We start from the raw sequence: 15129 nt of genomic DNA on the forward strand, positions 1-15129 counted from the left end.
TTTTAGTCTTACCAAATAACCACACGATCCTCTGGTGAACGCCACATACCGTCGCCTTCTTTGACATCATAAGTTGTAAAGAAGTCATCGAAGTTTGGTACTTGGATGTTGACACGGAGTTTAGCTGGCGCGTGCACGTCGACACTAGCCATGAGTTTCATCAACTCTGGACGGCCTTTCATGCGCCAGATGCGAGCAAAGTTGTGGAAGAATTCTTCGGCTGAGAAGTCTAGTTCTCTCTTGGCAGCTTCAAGGGCTGCAGCAATTCCGCCCAAGTCAGCAACGTTTTCTGATACAGTTAGTTTTCCGTTGATTCTTGCACCGTAAGATTCTTGCCCATCAAACTGGTCGATAACTTTTTGTGTTTTTTCTTTGAAAGCAGTATAGTCACTCTCTGTCCACCAATCCTTGAGGCTACCATTTTCATCAAAGGAAGCGCCATTTGTGTCAAAGGCATGAGAAATCTCGTGGGCAATAACAGCACCAATCCCACCGTAGTTGGCAGAAGATGACTGATGCAAGTCATAGAAAGGCGCCTGTAAGATAGCTGCTGGGAAGACAATCAAGTTCTTCTGAGGATTATAGTAGGCATTGACCATGTGAGCAGGCATGCCCCACTCCTTGTAGTCAACTGGTTGGTTCCACTTGTTCCAGCTGTGCTTAATTTCCACACGCGCAAAGGCTAGAGCATTGTCAAAGAGACTGGCAGTCTCATCCACTACCTTGTCTTTGTAGCGTGCTGGCAATTCCTCTGGATAACCGATATAAGGCTTAATGACATTGAGTTTGACAATGGCCTTGTCACGCGTTTCAGGAGTGAGCCAATCGTTTTTAGCCAAGCGTTCCTTATAAACATCAATCATAGTCGCTACTTTTTTCTCTACGTCTGCCTTAGCTTCTGGAGAGAATTTTTCATGCGCATACCAGAGACCCAGAGCCTGCTTGAAAGGGCCTTGGGCCAAGTGATAGGCTGCCTTGACCTTATCCTGAGCTTCTGGAACACCTGAAAGGGCCCGTCCGTAGGCACCTGACAAGACACGAATCTCGTCTGTGAGATAGCTGGTTGAAAGATTGACCACAGCTAAAATCAAGGTTGCTTTGAGTAGAGGCCAAGCTTCTTCACTATAGAATTGATCTGCTGCTTGCCAGAAACGTTCCTCATCTACGATAACCTTGTCTGGAGTCTGTCCAATCACTGCTTGGAAGAAATCATCCAAAGGTAGGGCAGGGGCAAACTTTTTGAAATCTTCATAAGCGTACGGATGGTAGAGTTTGGCATATTCTGAACTTTCTTCGTTAGAAAGTACCACAGCCGCAATGCGACGGTCCAATTCCAATCGTTTCTCTAGTAAGTCTGCGATTTCCTCATCTGAAAAATCATAGGCTTTGAGAAGATTTGCGCTACTTTCCTTCCAAAGAGTCAAGAGTTCCTCACGTTGAGGATGGTCTTCAGCATAGTAGGTTGTATCTGGCAAGATTGTTCCTGGTGCACTAGCCCAGAGAACATTGGTTCTGGCATCCATAAAGTCTGGTGAAACACCAAAAGGAAGAAAATTTGGTTTACCATCTAGTTCAAATTCTGCTAGTTTGCTGGTAAAATCTGCAAAACTCTCCAAATCCTGGTATTCCTTGAGCAGAGGAAGGACGGGCTTAATCCCATCTGCTTCTCTCTTATCAAAATCACGTACCATACGATGGTACTTAACAAAGTTGGCGAGGATAGCATCCTTTGGAACATCCTCACCTGCCAACCACTTGTCCGTAGTCGCCAGCATCAACTCTTCAATTTCCTCGTCAAGGTCAATAAAACCACCTGTTCGTGATTTATCAGCTGGAATCACAGCTGTTTTTTCCCATTCGCCATTAATAGCATCATAAAAATCATCTTGATAACGTGTCATCTTGTTCTCGCTTTCATATTTTCACTCATTCCTAGCTTAGCAAAAAAATCTAGGGAATGCAATCAAAAATAAATTTCTTGTATCTTTCATTTTATTGTTATTTTATTAAATTTTTTAAAAATTAACTTGACTTAATTTTTTTTTTAATGTATATTAAATACGGGAGGGAGGAATTTGTTATGATACGTATTGAACACCTCAGCGTCTCCTACAAAGAAACGCTGGCACTAAAGGATATCTCACTAGTGCTCCACGGACCAACTATTACCGGAATTATTGGTCCAAATGGTGCTGGAAAATCAACTTTATTAAAAGGTATGTTGGGAATTATCCCACATGAAGGTCAGGCCTTTCTCGACGACAAAGAAGTCAAGAAATCTTTAAATCGAGTTGCCTATGTCGAGCAAAAAATCCATATCGACTACAATTTCCCTATCAAGGTCAAGGAATGTGTCTCTCTAGGACTCTATCCATCCATACCGCTCTTTCACACCTTAAAAGCCAGCCACTGGAAAAAAGTGGCAGATGCACTTGAAATCGTTGGACTCTCAGACTATGCTGATCGCCAAATCAGCCAGCTCTCAGGAGGACAATTCCAACGTGTTTTGATTGCCCGCTGCCTAGTGCAGGAAGCTGACTACATCTTTTTAGATGAGCCTTTTGTCGGGATTGACTCGGTTAGTGAAGAGATTATCATGAATACGCTGAGAGACCTTAAAAAAGCTGGTAAAACAGTTCTCATCGTCCATCATGACCTCAGCAAAGTCCCCCATTATTTCGACCAAGTTTTACTTCTCAATCGAGAATTAATTGACCTTGGTTCGACTGAAGAAACCTTTACCGAGGCCAATCTCAAAAAGGCCTACGGTAGCAAACTCTTTTTCAATGGAGGTGACCTATGATAGCAGAATTTATCGATGGATTGCAAAATTTCCATTTCCTACAAAACGCCTTGATCACAGCTATTGTCATTGGAGTCGTTGCTGGAGCTGTGGGATGTTTTATCATCCTACGTGGGATGTCTCTCATGGGAGATGCCATCTCTCACGCAGTTTTACCCGGCGTAGCCCTTTCCTTTATTCTGGGAATTGATTTCTTTATTGGAGCGATCATCTTTGGTTTGATGGCTTCCATCATCATTACCTACATCAAGGGAAACTCTATCATCAAGAGTGATACTGCCATTGGTATTACCTTTTCATCTTTCTTAGCCTTAGGTGTCATCTTGATTAGTGTTGCCAAGAGTTCGACAGACCTCTTCCATATCCTTTTTGGGAATATCCTCGCTGTCCAAGATACGGACATGTGGATTACCATTGGTGTGGGGGCATTGATTCTCTTGATTATTGGGATTTTCTTTAAACAACTATTGATTACATCCTTTGACGAGCTCCTGGCTAAAGCCATGGGAATGCCCGTTAATTTCTACCACTATCTGCTCATGGTGCTCCTGACCCTTGTATCCGTCACTGCCATGCAAAGTGTTGGAACTATTCTTATCGTGGCCATGTTGATCACCCCAGCTGCGACGGCTTACCTTTATGCTAATAGCCTAAAGAGCATGATTTTCCTTTCATCAACCCTAGGGGCAACCGCTTCTGTCTTGGGACTCTTTATCGGCTATAGCTTCAATCTCGCAGCAGGATCCAGCATCGTGCTCACATCCGCCAGCTTCTTTTTAATCAGTTTCTTTATCTCTCCTAAGCAACGATATTTGAAACTGAAAAACAAAAAAATCATTAAATAACGGGGAAACCCTTCTGGAGGAATCTAATGAAAAAATTAGGTACATTGCTTGTACTCTTTCTTTCCGTCATTGCACTTGTAGCATGTGCTAGCGGAAAAAAAGATGCAACTTCTGGTCAAAAACTAAAAGTTGTTGCTACAAACTCAATCATCGCTGATATTACCAAAAATATCGCTGGTGATAAGATCGATCTTCACAGTATCGTTCCTGTTGGTCAAGACCCGCACGAATACGAACCACTTCCTGAAGACGTTAAGAAAACTTCTCAAGCTGACTTGATTTTCTACAACGGAATCAATCTTGAAACTGGTGGCAATGCTTGGTTTACTAAATTGGTTGAAAATGCCAAGAAAACTGAGAACAAGGACTACTTTGCAGTTAGTGACGGCGTAGACATCATCTACCTTGAAGGCCAAAACGAAAAAGGCAAAGAAGATCCACACGCTTGGCTCAACCTTGAAAATGGGATGATTTATGCTAAAAATATCGCTAAACAGCTGATCGCTAAGGATCCTAGCAACAAGGAATTCTATGAAAAAAATCTCAAAGACTACACTGAAAAACTAGACAAACTGGACAAGGAAGCCAAAGAGAAATTTAACAATATCCCTGCTGAGAAGAAACTCATCGTAACCAGCGAAGGATGCTTCAAATACTTCTCTAAAGCTTACGGAGTTCCAAGTGCCTACATCTGGGAAATCAACACAGAAGAAGAAGGAACACCTGAACAAATCAAGACCTTGGTTGAAAAGCTTCGCCAAACAAAAGTTCCATCCCTCTTTGTTGAATCAAGTGTCGATGACCGTCCAATGAAGACTGTTTCACAAGACACAAATATTCCAATTTACGCACAAATCTTTACTGACTCAATCGCTGAAGAAGGTAAAGAAGGTGACAGCTACTACAGCATGATGAAATACAACCTTGACAAGATTGCTGAAGGTTTGTCAAAATAATCCATTAAAAACGTCATTCTCACCGAATTGGCGTTTTTTCAATTTCCGGTCAAATCATTGGAAAAATCTGACAATTCTCGGTAAAATAAAAGAAAAAAGAATGGAGTAGTTTATGACCACTTTTCTCGGAAATCCTGTAACCTTTACAGGTAAACAACTGCAAGTCGGAGACAAGGCACTCGACTTTTCCCTCACTACAACAGATCTCTCTAAAAAAACGCTAGCCGACTTTGATGGAAAGAAAAAAGTCTTGAGTGTTGTCCCTTCTATCGATACTGGTATCTGCTCAACGCAAACACGTCGCTTCAACCAGGAACTTACCAACCTTGACAACACCGTCGTTCTTACCGTTTCTATGGACCTACCATTTGCCCAAGGACGCTGGTGCGGGGCTGAAGGCCTTGACAATGCCATCATGCTTTCAGACTACTTTGACCATTCTTTCGGGCGCGATTATGCCCTCTTGATCAACGAATGGCATCTCCTTGCACGTGCTGTCTTTGTTCTCGACACTGATAATGTCATCCGTTATGTAGAATACGTTGACAATATCAACACGGAGCCAAACTTTGAAGCTGCTATTGCTGCAGTGAAAGAACTAGACTAAAATCACAAGCATTATGACAGAAAGCTAGAGAAATCTAGCTTTTTTTGGTATACTAGATGGAGAGAATATACAAGAGGAAACGAATGACTCCAAATAAAGAAGATTATTTAAAATGTATTTATGAAATCGGTACGGACATGCAAAAAATCACCAATAAAGAAATTGCTGCCCGTATGCAGGTCTCTCCACCTGCCGTAACAGAGATGATCAAACGCATGAAAAGTGAAAATCTCATCCTCAAGGATAAGGAGAACGGCTATCTATTGACAGATATTGGCCTCAAACTGGTCTCTGAGCTTTATCGTAAACACCGTTTGATTGAAGTCTTTCTAGTTCACCATCTAGATTATACCAGCGATCAAATCCACGAAGAAGCTGAAGTCCTAGAACACACTGTATCCGACCTCTTCGTAGAGAGACTGGATAAACTGCTGGGTTTCCCTCAAACCTGTCCCCACGGAGGAACCATCCCAGCCAAGGGAGAGCTCTTGGTCGAAATCAATAACTTACCACTAGCAGAGACCAAGGAAGTTGGAACCTACCTCCTGACTCGGGTTCACGATAGCTTTGATCTGCTCAAATACTTAGAAAAGCATGAAATTCATATCGGTGACCGACTCCAAGTTAAGCAATTTGATGGCTTTTCCAATAGCTTTACTCTGGTCAACAAGGATGAAGACCTCCAAGTTAGTATGGATATTGCCAAACAACTCTATGTCGAAAAAATCAACTAACCCCTTATTCCTGAAAGAAATTCCTTTCAGGGATTTTTTATTATTTTGCTTGTAACTCCCATTTGTTTGGTGTAGAATGAAGATAGATAAAAGAGGGAGGTCTTCCTATGAAAAAGCTCTTTAGAATCCATTTTGCAACCATTGCAGTCAGCGATTTGCTACTATTAGCAATTTTTATCTCCAAAACCGATCCCTCTGTAGAGTGGATGCTACTCTCTGGTTTTATTTTCATCCTTGCTCAGGGACTACTGCTATTTCGCTTGGTTGTCCGACTCAAACATCAATTCGCTGAGATTTATCCTCAGATTAACAAAAAAATTCACCTCTACTATCTAGGGGTTCTCTCAGTTGATCTTCTGTTATTAATCCTTTTAGTCTTCACCAGTTCTCATCGTTTTTCCTCTCTTATGCCAATCTTTACTTCTTGTCATTCTACTTTTTATTATATAATGGCTAGCCACATAAGAGAAAACTATCCAGACTTTTACGACAAACACATTTCTTTATGGGATTGTTTCTAAACAAAAACCAAGCCAGCTGGGCTTGGTTTTCTTATCTATTTTTTGTATCAAGGATAATGGTGACTGGTCCGTCATTAATCAGCTCAACCTGCATATCCGCTCCAAAGATGCCTGTCTGAACGGGCACTTCCTGAGCCAGTTTTTGATTGAAAGCGTCATAGAAGTCAGCTGCCATATCCGGCTTAGCTGCACCTGTAAAGGCTGGACGATTGCCCTTCTTAGTATCTGCAAAGAGGGTAAACTGAGAAATAGAAAGGATTTCGCCCCCAATATCCTTAATAGACAGATTCATCTTGCCTTCTGCATCTGAAAAAATCCGCATATTGACAAGCTTTCGGACTGCGTAATCCAGATCCTCCTCTTGGTCCCCTGGGCCTACACCGACCAGCAATAAAAGCCCTTGATTGATTTTTCCCTGAACCTGACCTTCAATACTCACTTGAGCTTTCTTGACTCGTTGAACGACGATTTTCATAAAAATCCTTTCTAGATCTTAGCCGTTGGTCCGTTTGACAGAGTAGACTTCTGGCACACTTTTAATCTTATCAACTACTGTCGTTAGAGTTGAGAGATTTGAGATTCCAAAGGACACATGGATATTAGCAAATTTCATATCCTTGGTTGGTTGGGCGTTAACGGTTGAGATATTCTTAGCTGTGTTGGAAAGAACTTGCAGAACATCATTTAAGAGACCTGTACGGTTGAGGCCGTAGATATCGATGTGGGCAATATATTCCTTGCTTGAGAATTGATCTTCCCATTCCACATCAAGGAGACGTTGTTCGTAGTTTTCTTGGGCGCGAAGGTTCATACAGTCCACACGGTGAATAGCCACACCACGCCCCTTGGTGATGTAGCCGACAATGTTGTCACCCGGCACTGGATTACAACACTTAGCAATCCGAACTAGGAGACCTGAGGCGCCTTCAATGACCACACCGCCCTCATGCTTGACCTTGAGCTTCTCCTTATTCTCAACCTTAACCTCACCACCCTTAACTAACTCATCAGCCTCTGCCCTAGCTTTGGCACGTTCCTCCTCACGGCGTTCCTTTTCAGTCAGACGGTTAAAGACGGTAGTAGCACTGATTTCTCCAAAACCAATAGCAGCAAAGAGGGAGTCTTCTGTCTTGTAGCTGGTCTTTTGAAGGACTTGGTCCATGTGCCGCTTGTCCATATACTTATTAGCCACATAGCCATTCTCTTGGAGCTGATTAATCAGCAGTTCACGGCCCTTGTTAACAGACAATTCCTTGTCTTGGTTTTTAAAGAACTGACGAATCTTGTTACGTGCCTTGCTAGTCTTAACCATGTTGAGCCAGTCACGACTCGGGCCAAAAGAATTGGGGTTGGTTACAATTTCGACCTGATCCCCAGTTTTGAGCTTGGTTGTCAGAGGAACCATACGGCCATTGACCTTGGCACCAGTCGCTTTTTCACCGACTTTGGTATGGATTTCATAGGCAAAGTCGATCGGGCCTGAATCTTTTGGAAGGGAGCGAACTGCACCATCTGGAGTAAAGACGTAAATCTCCTCCGCCAGATACTCTTCCTTAACGGACTCGACAAATTCCTTGGCATCGTCAGCCTGGTCCTGTAATTCCATCATTTCCTTGATCCAGTTCATACCAATCGCAGACTCTTTGCTGTTGACCTGACCTTTGATTCCTTTCTTATAAGCCCAGTGAGCCGCAACCCCGTACTCAGCAACTTCGTGCATTTCTTTGGTACGAATCTGGAATTCAATCGGCCCTTTTGGTCCATAGACAGTCGTATGGATAGACTGGTAACCATTGGCCTTCCGGTTGGCAATATAATCTTTGAAGCGCCCTGGCATGGGTTTCCAAAGTTCATGTACATAGCCAAGCATGGCATAGACATCACTATGAGTCTCTAGGATACAGCGAATAGCAATCAGGTCATAAATCTCCTCAAAGCGTTTCTTCTTATCCTGCATCTTGCGATAGATAGAGTAGATATGCTTGGGACGGCCATAGATTTTCCCTTTTAGATTGCGTTCGGAAGTGTACTCCTCCAACTTGGTTACTACTTCATCGACCAAAGCCTCACGCTCTCTGCGTTTTTCCTTCATCATGTGAGTGATCTTGTAAAACTCAGTTGGATTGAGATATCGGAAGGACAAGTCTTCCAACTCCCACTTGACGCTGGAAATCCCCAGACGATGAGCAAGTGGTGCATAGATTTCCATGGTTTCTCTGGAAATACGTTCCTGCTTGTCCTTTCGTAGATGGTTAAGCGTTCTCATGTTATGCAAGCGGTCAGATAGTTTGACCAAGATAACGCGGATATCCTCAGACATGGCCATGAGCATCTTGCGGTGATTTTCCGCTAATTGCTCCTCGATTGATTTGTACTCGACCTTACCAAGCTTAGTCACCCCATCAACAATAATGCGAACATCGTGACCAAACTCTTGCTCTAAATCATCCAGTGTCGCATCCGTATCTTCAACCACGTCATGCAAAAAACCACAGGCAACTGTCACGGCATCTAGCTTGAGCTTGGCTAAAATCCCTGCCACCTGAATGGGATGAATAATATAGGGCTCGCCAGATTTACGATATTGACCGCTATGGCATTCAACTGCGTAAACCAAGGCTTTATGTACAAAAGCAACATCTTCTTTCGATAAATATTTTTGCGTTAAAGCGACAACCTCATCGCCCGTCAAATTCACTTCTTTCGGCATCTATTCTCTCCAATTCTTCCTACCATTTTATCACTTTTTTAAGAATATTAAAACTAGAAAAGCCTGTTTTCATGTCTAGACTAAGCATTTAAAAGAAAAAACACTGCAAGAGAGACTCTGCAGTGCTTTGTTATTTTATTTATCTTAGTAAACTGTTTTCTCAGTTTCTACGTCGAAGAAGTGTGCTTTGTTCAAGTCAAATCCAAGTTCAACTGTTGCACCTGTTTGCAAGTAGTCACGAGCATCCACTTTGGCAACAAATTCGTCTTTACCAACTTGACAGTAAAGGTGAGATTCTGAACCAAGCAATTCTGATACTGAAATAGTAGCTTTGACAACTGATTCTGGGAATGTTTCAAGGAAAGCAGGTTCTGCATTCACGTCTTCTGGACGGATACCGAAGATCAATTCTTTACCTTCATAGCCTTTTTCACGAAGAACTTTCAAAGCACCTTCTGGAACTTTCAAGCGGAAACCGTCAGAAACAATTTCACCACCAACCAATTTCACATTGATGAAGTTCATAGCTGGGCTTCCGATAAATCCTGCAACGAACTTGTTAACTGGGTTTTTGTAAACTTCTTGAGGAGTTCCGATTTGTTCAACACGTCCGATAGTACCTGTACCAGCAGGGTTTTTAGTTGCTGACATGATAACGATACGGTCAGCAAGTGTCATCGCTTCTGTTTGGTCGTGAGTTACATAGATAGTTGTAGCACCGATACGACGGTGGATTTTCGCAATTTCTGCACGCATTGATACACGAAGTTTGGCATCCAAGTTTGACAAAGGCTCGTCCATCAAGAACACTTTTGCATCACGAACGATCGCACGACCCATGGCAACACGTTGACGTTGACCACCTGAAAGGTCAGCTGGTTTACGATCCAAGAATTCTTTCAAACCAAGGATTGCTGCAGCTTCTTGTACACGTTTGTCGATGTCTTCTTTGCTGTACTTACGCAATTTCAAACCGAAAGCCATGTTGTCATATACAGTCATGTGTGGGTAAAGAGCGTAGTTTTGGAATACCATGGCGATGTCACGGTCTTTTGGAGCCACGTCGTTGACAACCACGCCGTCGATAGATGCAGTACCTTCTGTGATGTCTTCAAGACCAGCAATCATACGAAGAGTTGTTGATTTACCACATCCTGAAGGACCTACGAAGACGATAAATTCCTTGTCTTTGATGTCCAAGTTGAAGTCTTCAACTGAGTAGTGTTCGCTGTTTGGATATTTTTTGTAAATATTTTTAAGATTCAATTCTACCATGGAAGGTGAACTCCTTTTGTTTTTTGATAGTTTTATTATAGATGAAAACGCTTTACATTTCTATGGCAAGGTGACTAAAAAAATTAAAAAGTTCTGTGCAACTTGCACAAAACTTTAGAGAATATCTGGTAAAATCAACTGATAACATAAGGTCAAATCTGTCAATTCTTTTAATTGTAGTCCTGTTAATTCTTCCCATCTATCAATCTTGTATTGGAGAGAGTTGCGGTGAAGATAAAGTTGCTGGGCTGTTTTAGTTAGGACAGCACTGTTTTCCCAAAGGGAGAGAATGATTTCCTGAATCTGATCTTGGTCCAGAATCAACTGACGAAGGTATTCTTTGATAATTCTATGGTCAATCAGCCCTTCCCCAAGACTCCAGAGATAGAGTTGTGAAAAAGTGTGAACACCTTGATGACCTTGACGCCACCAAGTCTTAAACAAGTCCCGCTCTGCTTGGATTAAATCTGACAGAGCCTGATACCCAGTCTGAGACCAAACCTGGCCCAACATGATAGATAGACGAAGACCAAAGTCATACTCCACTGCCTCAATCGTATCACTTAAAATAGCTCGTACAGAGGTGTACTTATCTTGTTGAAGCACAAATACATAATCCTGAGCACCGACCTGCAACACTGTCTGGCAGTTAGGAAAGAGGGTCTGCATCATATCCATCCAAGAGGCTAGATTTTCCTGCTGGAAATAGGAAAGATGGCAATAAACCAGCTGAATCTTTTTAAAAGTTTGCGGTGCCTGCCCCTTGCCCTCAATCAGATAGGGATACCAAGGATTAAGCGAACTAGCCTGCTCCTGCTGGGTCAAAAGGGCAATTAACTGCTTTTCACGTTCAGTGAGATTGGTCTCTTCCAGTAAAATCCACTGCTGTGAAGATAGAGGAAGAGTAAGATATCCTAATTTCTCTACTGGCTGATCTGAAATTTGAGCTTCAGGAAACCAATCTTGTAGTTCTTTTGCAATCATATCCTAGCCCTCCACTTTTTGGATGCACCAAGAAATTAAGGTCTCTAGACGCTCCACATTTTCAGTCAGATGGAGATAGCCCATGACCGCTTCAAATCCAGTAGACATACGGTAAGTCACGACATCTGCATTTTTAGCCTTTGTGTGGCTATTGGTATTGCGACCGCGTTTATAGATTTCTTCTTCTTTTTCCGTCAGGACTTGCTCCTCCAACATGAGGGAAATCAGGCGAGCCTGAGCCTTTGCTGAGACATACTTGGTCGCTTCTTGATGGAGTTTGTTGGGCTTGGTCATGCCTTTAAGGATGAGGTGGCGACGAATATACATGGAGTAAACCGCATCCCCTTCAAAAGCTAGAGCAATCCCGTTAATGAGATTGACATCAATCACGAGTCCACCTCACTCCATTTTTTGTATCCAGTAGTTTAATGCCTTGAGCAGCCAGTTGGTCACGGATTTGGTCTGCTGTCGCAAAGTCACGATTGGCACGCGCTTCTTGGCGTTTTTGGATCAAGGCTTCGATTTCTGCATTCAAATCTTCTTCGACAAAGACAATACCAAAGACCTCTAACATAGTCGCAAGAGCTTGCTTGACAGCAGCATCATAGTTATCTGAGTTAATCCACTTGGCCATTTCAAAGACTACTGTGATACCGTTGGCAGAGTTAAAGTCCTCATCCATAGCCGCTACAAACTTATCTTTAAATGCTTGTAACTCTTGGGCATCTACATTTCCAGTAAATGGTTGTTCATAGGTGTTTTTCAGATACTTGAGGTTGGTCTCGGCATCGCGAACAGCTTTTTCCGTAAAGTTGATTGGCTTGCGGTAATGCTGAGTGGCAAAGAAGAAACGAAGCACTTGGCCATCGATGGTTTTGAGGGCATCATGAACAGTGATAAAGTTCCCCAAGGACTTGGACATCTTGACATTGTCGATATTGACAAAGCCATTGTGCATCCAGTAGTTGGCAAAGGTCTTACCTGTTTTGGCCTCTGACTGGGCAATTTCATTGGTGTGATGAGGAAACTCGAGATCGGCTCCACCACCGTGGATATCAATGGTATCGCCCAAAATTTCTGTCGACATGACCGAACACTCAATATGCCAGCCCGGACGGCCTGCTCCCCAAGGACTGTCCCAGGAAATCTCGCCCGGCTTAGCCGCCTTCCAGAGAGCAAAGTCAACTGGATTTTCCTTACGGGCGGTCTCCTCATCTGTCCGACCAGAAGCACCCAACTCCAAGTCTGCCAAGGTTTTGTTGGCTAATTTGGCATAATTGTGAGATTTTTCGACGCGGAAGTAGACATCACCCTCTGACTCATAGGCATAACCCTTGTCCACCAAAGTCTGCACAAAGTTAATGATTGCTTCCAAAAAGTCAATCACACGCGGATGCTGAGTAGCCGGCTTAACACCTAAGGCAGTCACATCCTCACGAAAGGCCGCGATGTACTTGTCCGCAACCTCCTGAGGCGTGATGCCTTCTTCCCTGGCACGGTTGATAATCTTATCATCCACATCTGTAAAATTGGAAATATAGTTGACCTCAAATCCCCGATACTCAAAATAGCGACGAACCGTGTCAAAAGCTACTGTTGAGCGGGCATTGCCGACATGGATATAGTTATAAACCGTCGGACCGCAGACATACATGCGAACCTTGCCCTCTTCAATGGGCACAAATTCACGTAGGCTGCGGGTCATGGTGTCGTAAATTTTAATCATGCGGTCCACTCCCTTCTCTATTTCTGACTTTTTCGGCTGAAAAACAGCTCTGCAAAAGGACCAAATTGTCTGAGGCTATCCAGTTGGTAAAAGCGCTGCCCTTCCTCTTGGGTAAAGAGGGGAACCCCCTTTCCTAGGATAAGGGGCGCTATCTGAATAATGAGGTGGTCGAAAAGATCCGCATCTAAGAGCGGTCCTACCAAGGAATTACCACCAATCACAAAGACATTTTTGCCTTTGTCAATCTGGTGAACAAAGTCCACCACATCCCCAGCTACTGGCTGGTAATTGCTGACAGGAAGGTGCCTATCATGCGTAAAGACATAGTTTTCCGTAGCTTGATAAAAACTTTCTACATCTTGCAAATCTTGGATTTCCTCAAAGGTCCGCTTGCCCATGATGGTGATATCCATTTGCCTGTAAAAATCATCATAGCCTGTATCCTCTACAGAACCAAGCTGATGCAGCCAGTCTATCCTGTGCTGGCTGTCTGCCAAGTAGCCATCCATGGTGATACAGCCGTAAAAATATACTGCCATTCTTGTAGTTACCTTTCTAGTTCCTTTGCTATTGTCAAAGCGATAGTGAAAAAAGTCATGGCATCAGCTGTCCGCTCTTCATGGCGGGCATCCCAGGTTCGCTTATGATGATCCACATAGTCAGCTGTGTAGAAGAATTGATAGACTTTACTCTTGCGAAATTGACTCCAAGCCATGATAGCTGAAGCTTCCATGTCCACCACTTTGGCTCCAGCAGCCAAGCGACGCTTGACCTTATCAGGCGTTTCTCGATAAAAGGCATCAGTCGTCCAAGACTTTGTTCGAATGTGCTCAATACCAGATTTGTTCAAAGCTTCTTCCATGGTTAAAAGCAAAGTTTCATCATAAGCTATCTCATCACTTGGAGGAGCGTAATGGTAACTTGTACCTTCATCACGTAGAGCTGAACTTGGTAGGATAATCTTATCTGCCTGAATAGACTGATCTAGAACTCCGCAAGAACCCAAAACAATAAAGTTCTTAAATCCTCTTGCTTTGAGTTCTTCTAAGAGTCCAACAACCATCGGGGCTCCAATCGTAGCTATAGCAACGGCTACCTTACTCCCATCTTTTTCATAGATATACCATGGAAGTTTGCCATTTAGATTGGTTAAATATCCACCTTCATAAACATTTTCAAACTGCTTTACTCGTTCAACGATTTCTCCATTAAAAGATAAAATAATTGTGTCACAGATTTCTCCACCACCACGAATACTTCGATCAGTTGGTTCGATAACAGCAGGTGCATTTTCGAATTCTTCTAATAGCATTTACCTAACCTCCTACCTAAAGCATTACTACTCTCTACAATCCCGACGACCTGTGGCTGGCTTCTCTAGCATGTTCGAGTTTATTGACGTAGTACTCGCGTTTTTCTTCGACTTCGTGGATCATTGGCTCATCCTTCTGTCCATGAACTCGGACGATCTTAGCAGGAATTCCGACCACTGTCACATCACTTGGAACATCTGCAACAACTACTGCTGCTGCACCGACTTTGGCATTTTCACCGATTTCAACTGGACCAATGACTTGAGCATGAGCAGAGACCAAGGCACCTCGACGCACAGTCGGATGGCGTTTGCCACAGTCTTTCCCTGTTCCTCCAAGAGTCACCCCATGATAGAGGAGAACTCCCGTCTCAACGATAGCTGTCTCTCCAATCACCAAGCCAGAGCCATGGTCGATAAAGACACCTGAGTCTATCTGGGCACCCGGATGAATCTCAATCTGGGTCCAAAAGCGCCAAAACTGACTGTGCATACGAGCCAGGAGTTTGAAGCCATGATTCCAGAGAAAATGCGAGAGACGGTGGGCAGCCAAGGCCTTGACACCTGGATAGGTCAGTAGAACCTCCAAACTGTTGCGTGCCGCTGGATCATTTTCTTTTACAATATCAATGGTTTCGCGCCACCATCCCATACAT

Annotated in this window: 16 protein-coding genes; 6 read left to right on the forward strand and 10 right to left on the reverse strand. The window is 43.3% G+C overall.

Translation table 11 applies throughout. From position 1 onward, the window contains the following. Window positions 1-8: 8 nt before the first annotated feature. The gene (locus tag HF881_RS03810; protein WP_169446528.1) at window positions 9-1901 is read right to left on the reverse strand and encodes a M13 family metallopeptidase; all 1893 of its coding nucleotides are present in this window, start codon (window positions 1899-1901) and stop codon (window positions 9-11) included. A 179-nt stretch (window positions 1902-2080) separates the two neighbouring features. Here HF881_RS03810 and HF881_RS03815 point away from each other — a divergent pair, with 179 nt between their 5' ends. The 6 genes from HF881_RS03815 to HF881_RS03840 all read left to right on the forward strand — a co-directional run bounded on the left by HF881_RS03815 (window position 2081) and on the right by HF881_RS03840 (window position 6466). After that, window positions 2081-2803, forward strand: coding sequence for a metal ABC transporter ATP-binding protein (locus tag HF881_RS03815; protein ID WP_084975778.1), 723 nt, complete (start codon window positions 2081-2083; stop codon window positions 2801-2803). Further along, window positions 2800-3648 (forward strand): metal ABC transporter permease, encoded by an 849-nt coding sequence (locus HF881_RS03820; RefSeq protein ID WP_169446529.1) that lies wholly within the window; start codon window positions 2800-2802, stop codon window positions 3646-3648. Before HF881_RS03815 ends, HF881_RS03820 begins: the two co-directional genes overlap by 4 nt. A 26-nt stretch (window positions 3649-3674) precedes the next feature. Further along, a complete protein-coding gene (locus HF881_RS03825) occupies window positions 3675-4604 on the forward strand; it encodes a metal ABC transporter substrate-binding protein (protein ID WP_000733081.1) in 930 nt (309 codons plus the stop codon). Between the two features lie 112 nt (window positions 4605-4716). Then, complete coding sequence (tpx, locus tag HF881_RS03830) at window positions 4717-5211, forward strand: thiol peroxidase (RefSeq protein ID WP_169446530.1); 495 nt, start codon at window positions 4717-4719, stop codon at window positions 5209-5211. A gap of 83 nt (window positions 5212-5294) precedes the next feature. Then, window positions 5295-5945 (forward strand): metal-dependent transcriptional regulator, encoded by a 651-nt coding sequence (locus HF881_RS03835; protein ID WP_169446531.1) that lies wholly within the window; start codon window positions 5295-5297, stop codon window positions 5943-5945. A 107-nt stretch (window positions 5946-6052) separates the two neighbouring features. After that, the gene (locus HF881_RS03840) at window positions 6053-6466 is read left to right on the forward strand and encodes a hypothetical protein (protein ID WP_169446532.1); all 414 of its coding nucleotides are present in this window, start codon (window positions 6053-6055) and stop codon (window positions 6464-6466) included. 31 nt (window positions 6467-6497) lie between these two features. Here the strand turns inward: HF881_RS03840 and dtd are convergent, their stop codons facing one another. The 9 genes from dtd to cysE form a co-directional block, all read right to left on the reverse strand. Continuing rightward, window positions 6498-6941: a D-aminoacyl-tRNA deacylase gene (dtd, locus tag HF881_RS03845; RefSeq protein ID WP_169446533.1), complete on the reverse strand. Its 444-nt coding sequence runs from the start codon at window positions 6939-6941 to the stop codon at window positions 6498-6500. Between the two features lie 18 nt (window positions 6942-6959). After that, window positions 6960-9176 carry a bifunctional (p)ppGpp synthetase/guanosine-3',5'-bis(diphosphate) 3'-pyrophosphohydrolase gene (locus HF881_RS03850; RefSeq protein WP_169446534.1) on the reverse strand — a complete coding sequence of 739 codons (2217 nt, stop codon included), beginning with the start codon at window positions 9174-9176 and terminating at the stop codon, window positions 6960-6962. Between the two features lie 144 nt (window positions 9177-9320). Continuing rightward, entirely contained in the window at window positions 9321-10451 is a 1131-nt protein-coding gene (gene ugpC / locus HF881_RS03855; protein WP_000229941.1) for a sn-glycerol-3-phosphate ABC transporter ATP-binding protein UgpC, read from the reverse strand. 114 nt (window positions 10452-10565) lie between these two features. Further along, entirely contained in the window at window positions 10566-11435 is an 870-nt protein-coding gene (locus HF881_RS03860) for a PucR family transcriptional regulator (RefSeq protein ID WP_169446535.1), read from the reverse strand. Between the two features lie 3 nt (window positions 11436-11438). Beyond that, window positions 11439-11825 (reverse strand): Mini-ribonuclease 3, encoded by a 387-nt coding sequence (locus HF881_RS03865; protein WP_061454305.1) that lies wholly within the window; start codon window positions 11823-11825, stop codon window positions 11439-11441. Then, window positions 11818-13161 (reverse strand): cysteine--tRNA ligase, encoded by a 1344-nt coding sequence (gene cysS / locus HF881_RS03870; RefSeq protein ID WP_169446536.1) that lies wholly within the window; start codon window positions 13159-13161, stop codon window positions 11818-11820. Before cysS ends, HF881_RS03865 begins: the two co-directional genes overlap by 8 nt. A 17-nt stretch (window positions 13162-13178) precedes the next feature. Then, window positions 13179-13700 (reverse strand): dihydrofolate reductase family protein, encoded by a 522-nt coding sequence (locus tag HF881_RS03875; protein ID WP_169446537.1) that lies wholly within the window; start codon window positions 13698-13700, stop codon window positions 13179-13181. An 8-nt stretch (window positions 13701-13708) separates the two neighbouring features. Beyond that, window positions 13709-14473, reverse strand: a complete 765-nt coding sequence (locus HF881_RS03880) for a nucleoside phosphorylase (protein ID WP_169446538.1) — start codon at window positions 14471-14473, stop codon at window positions 13709-13711. A gap of 34 nt (window positions 14474-14507) precedes the next feature. Then, window positions 14508-15125 carry a serine O-acetyltransferase gene (cysE, locus tag HF881_RS03885; RefSeq protein WP_169446539.1) on the reverse strand — a complete coding sequence of 206 codons (618 nt, stop codon included), beginning with the start codon at window positions 15123-15125 and terminating at the stop codon, window positions 14508-14510. Between the last annotated feature and the right edge of the window lie 4 nt (window positions 15126-15129).

Origin of the sequence: Streptococcus sp. WB01_FAA12, from assembly GCF_012843315.1 — a bacterium.
Lineage (GTDB): Bacteria > Bacillota > Bacilli > Lactobacillales > Streptococcaceae > Streptococcus.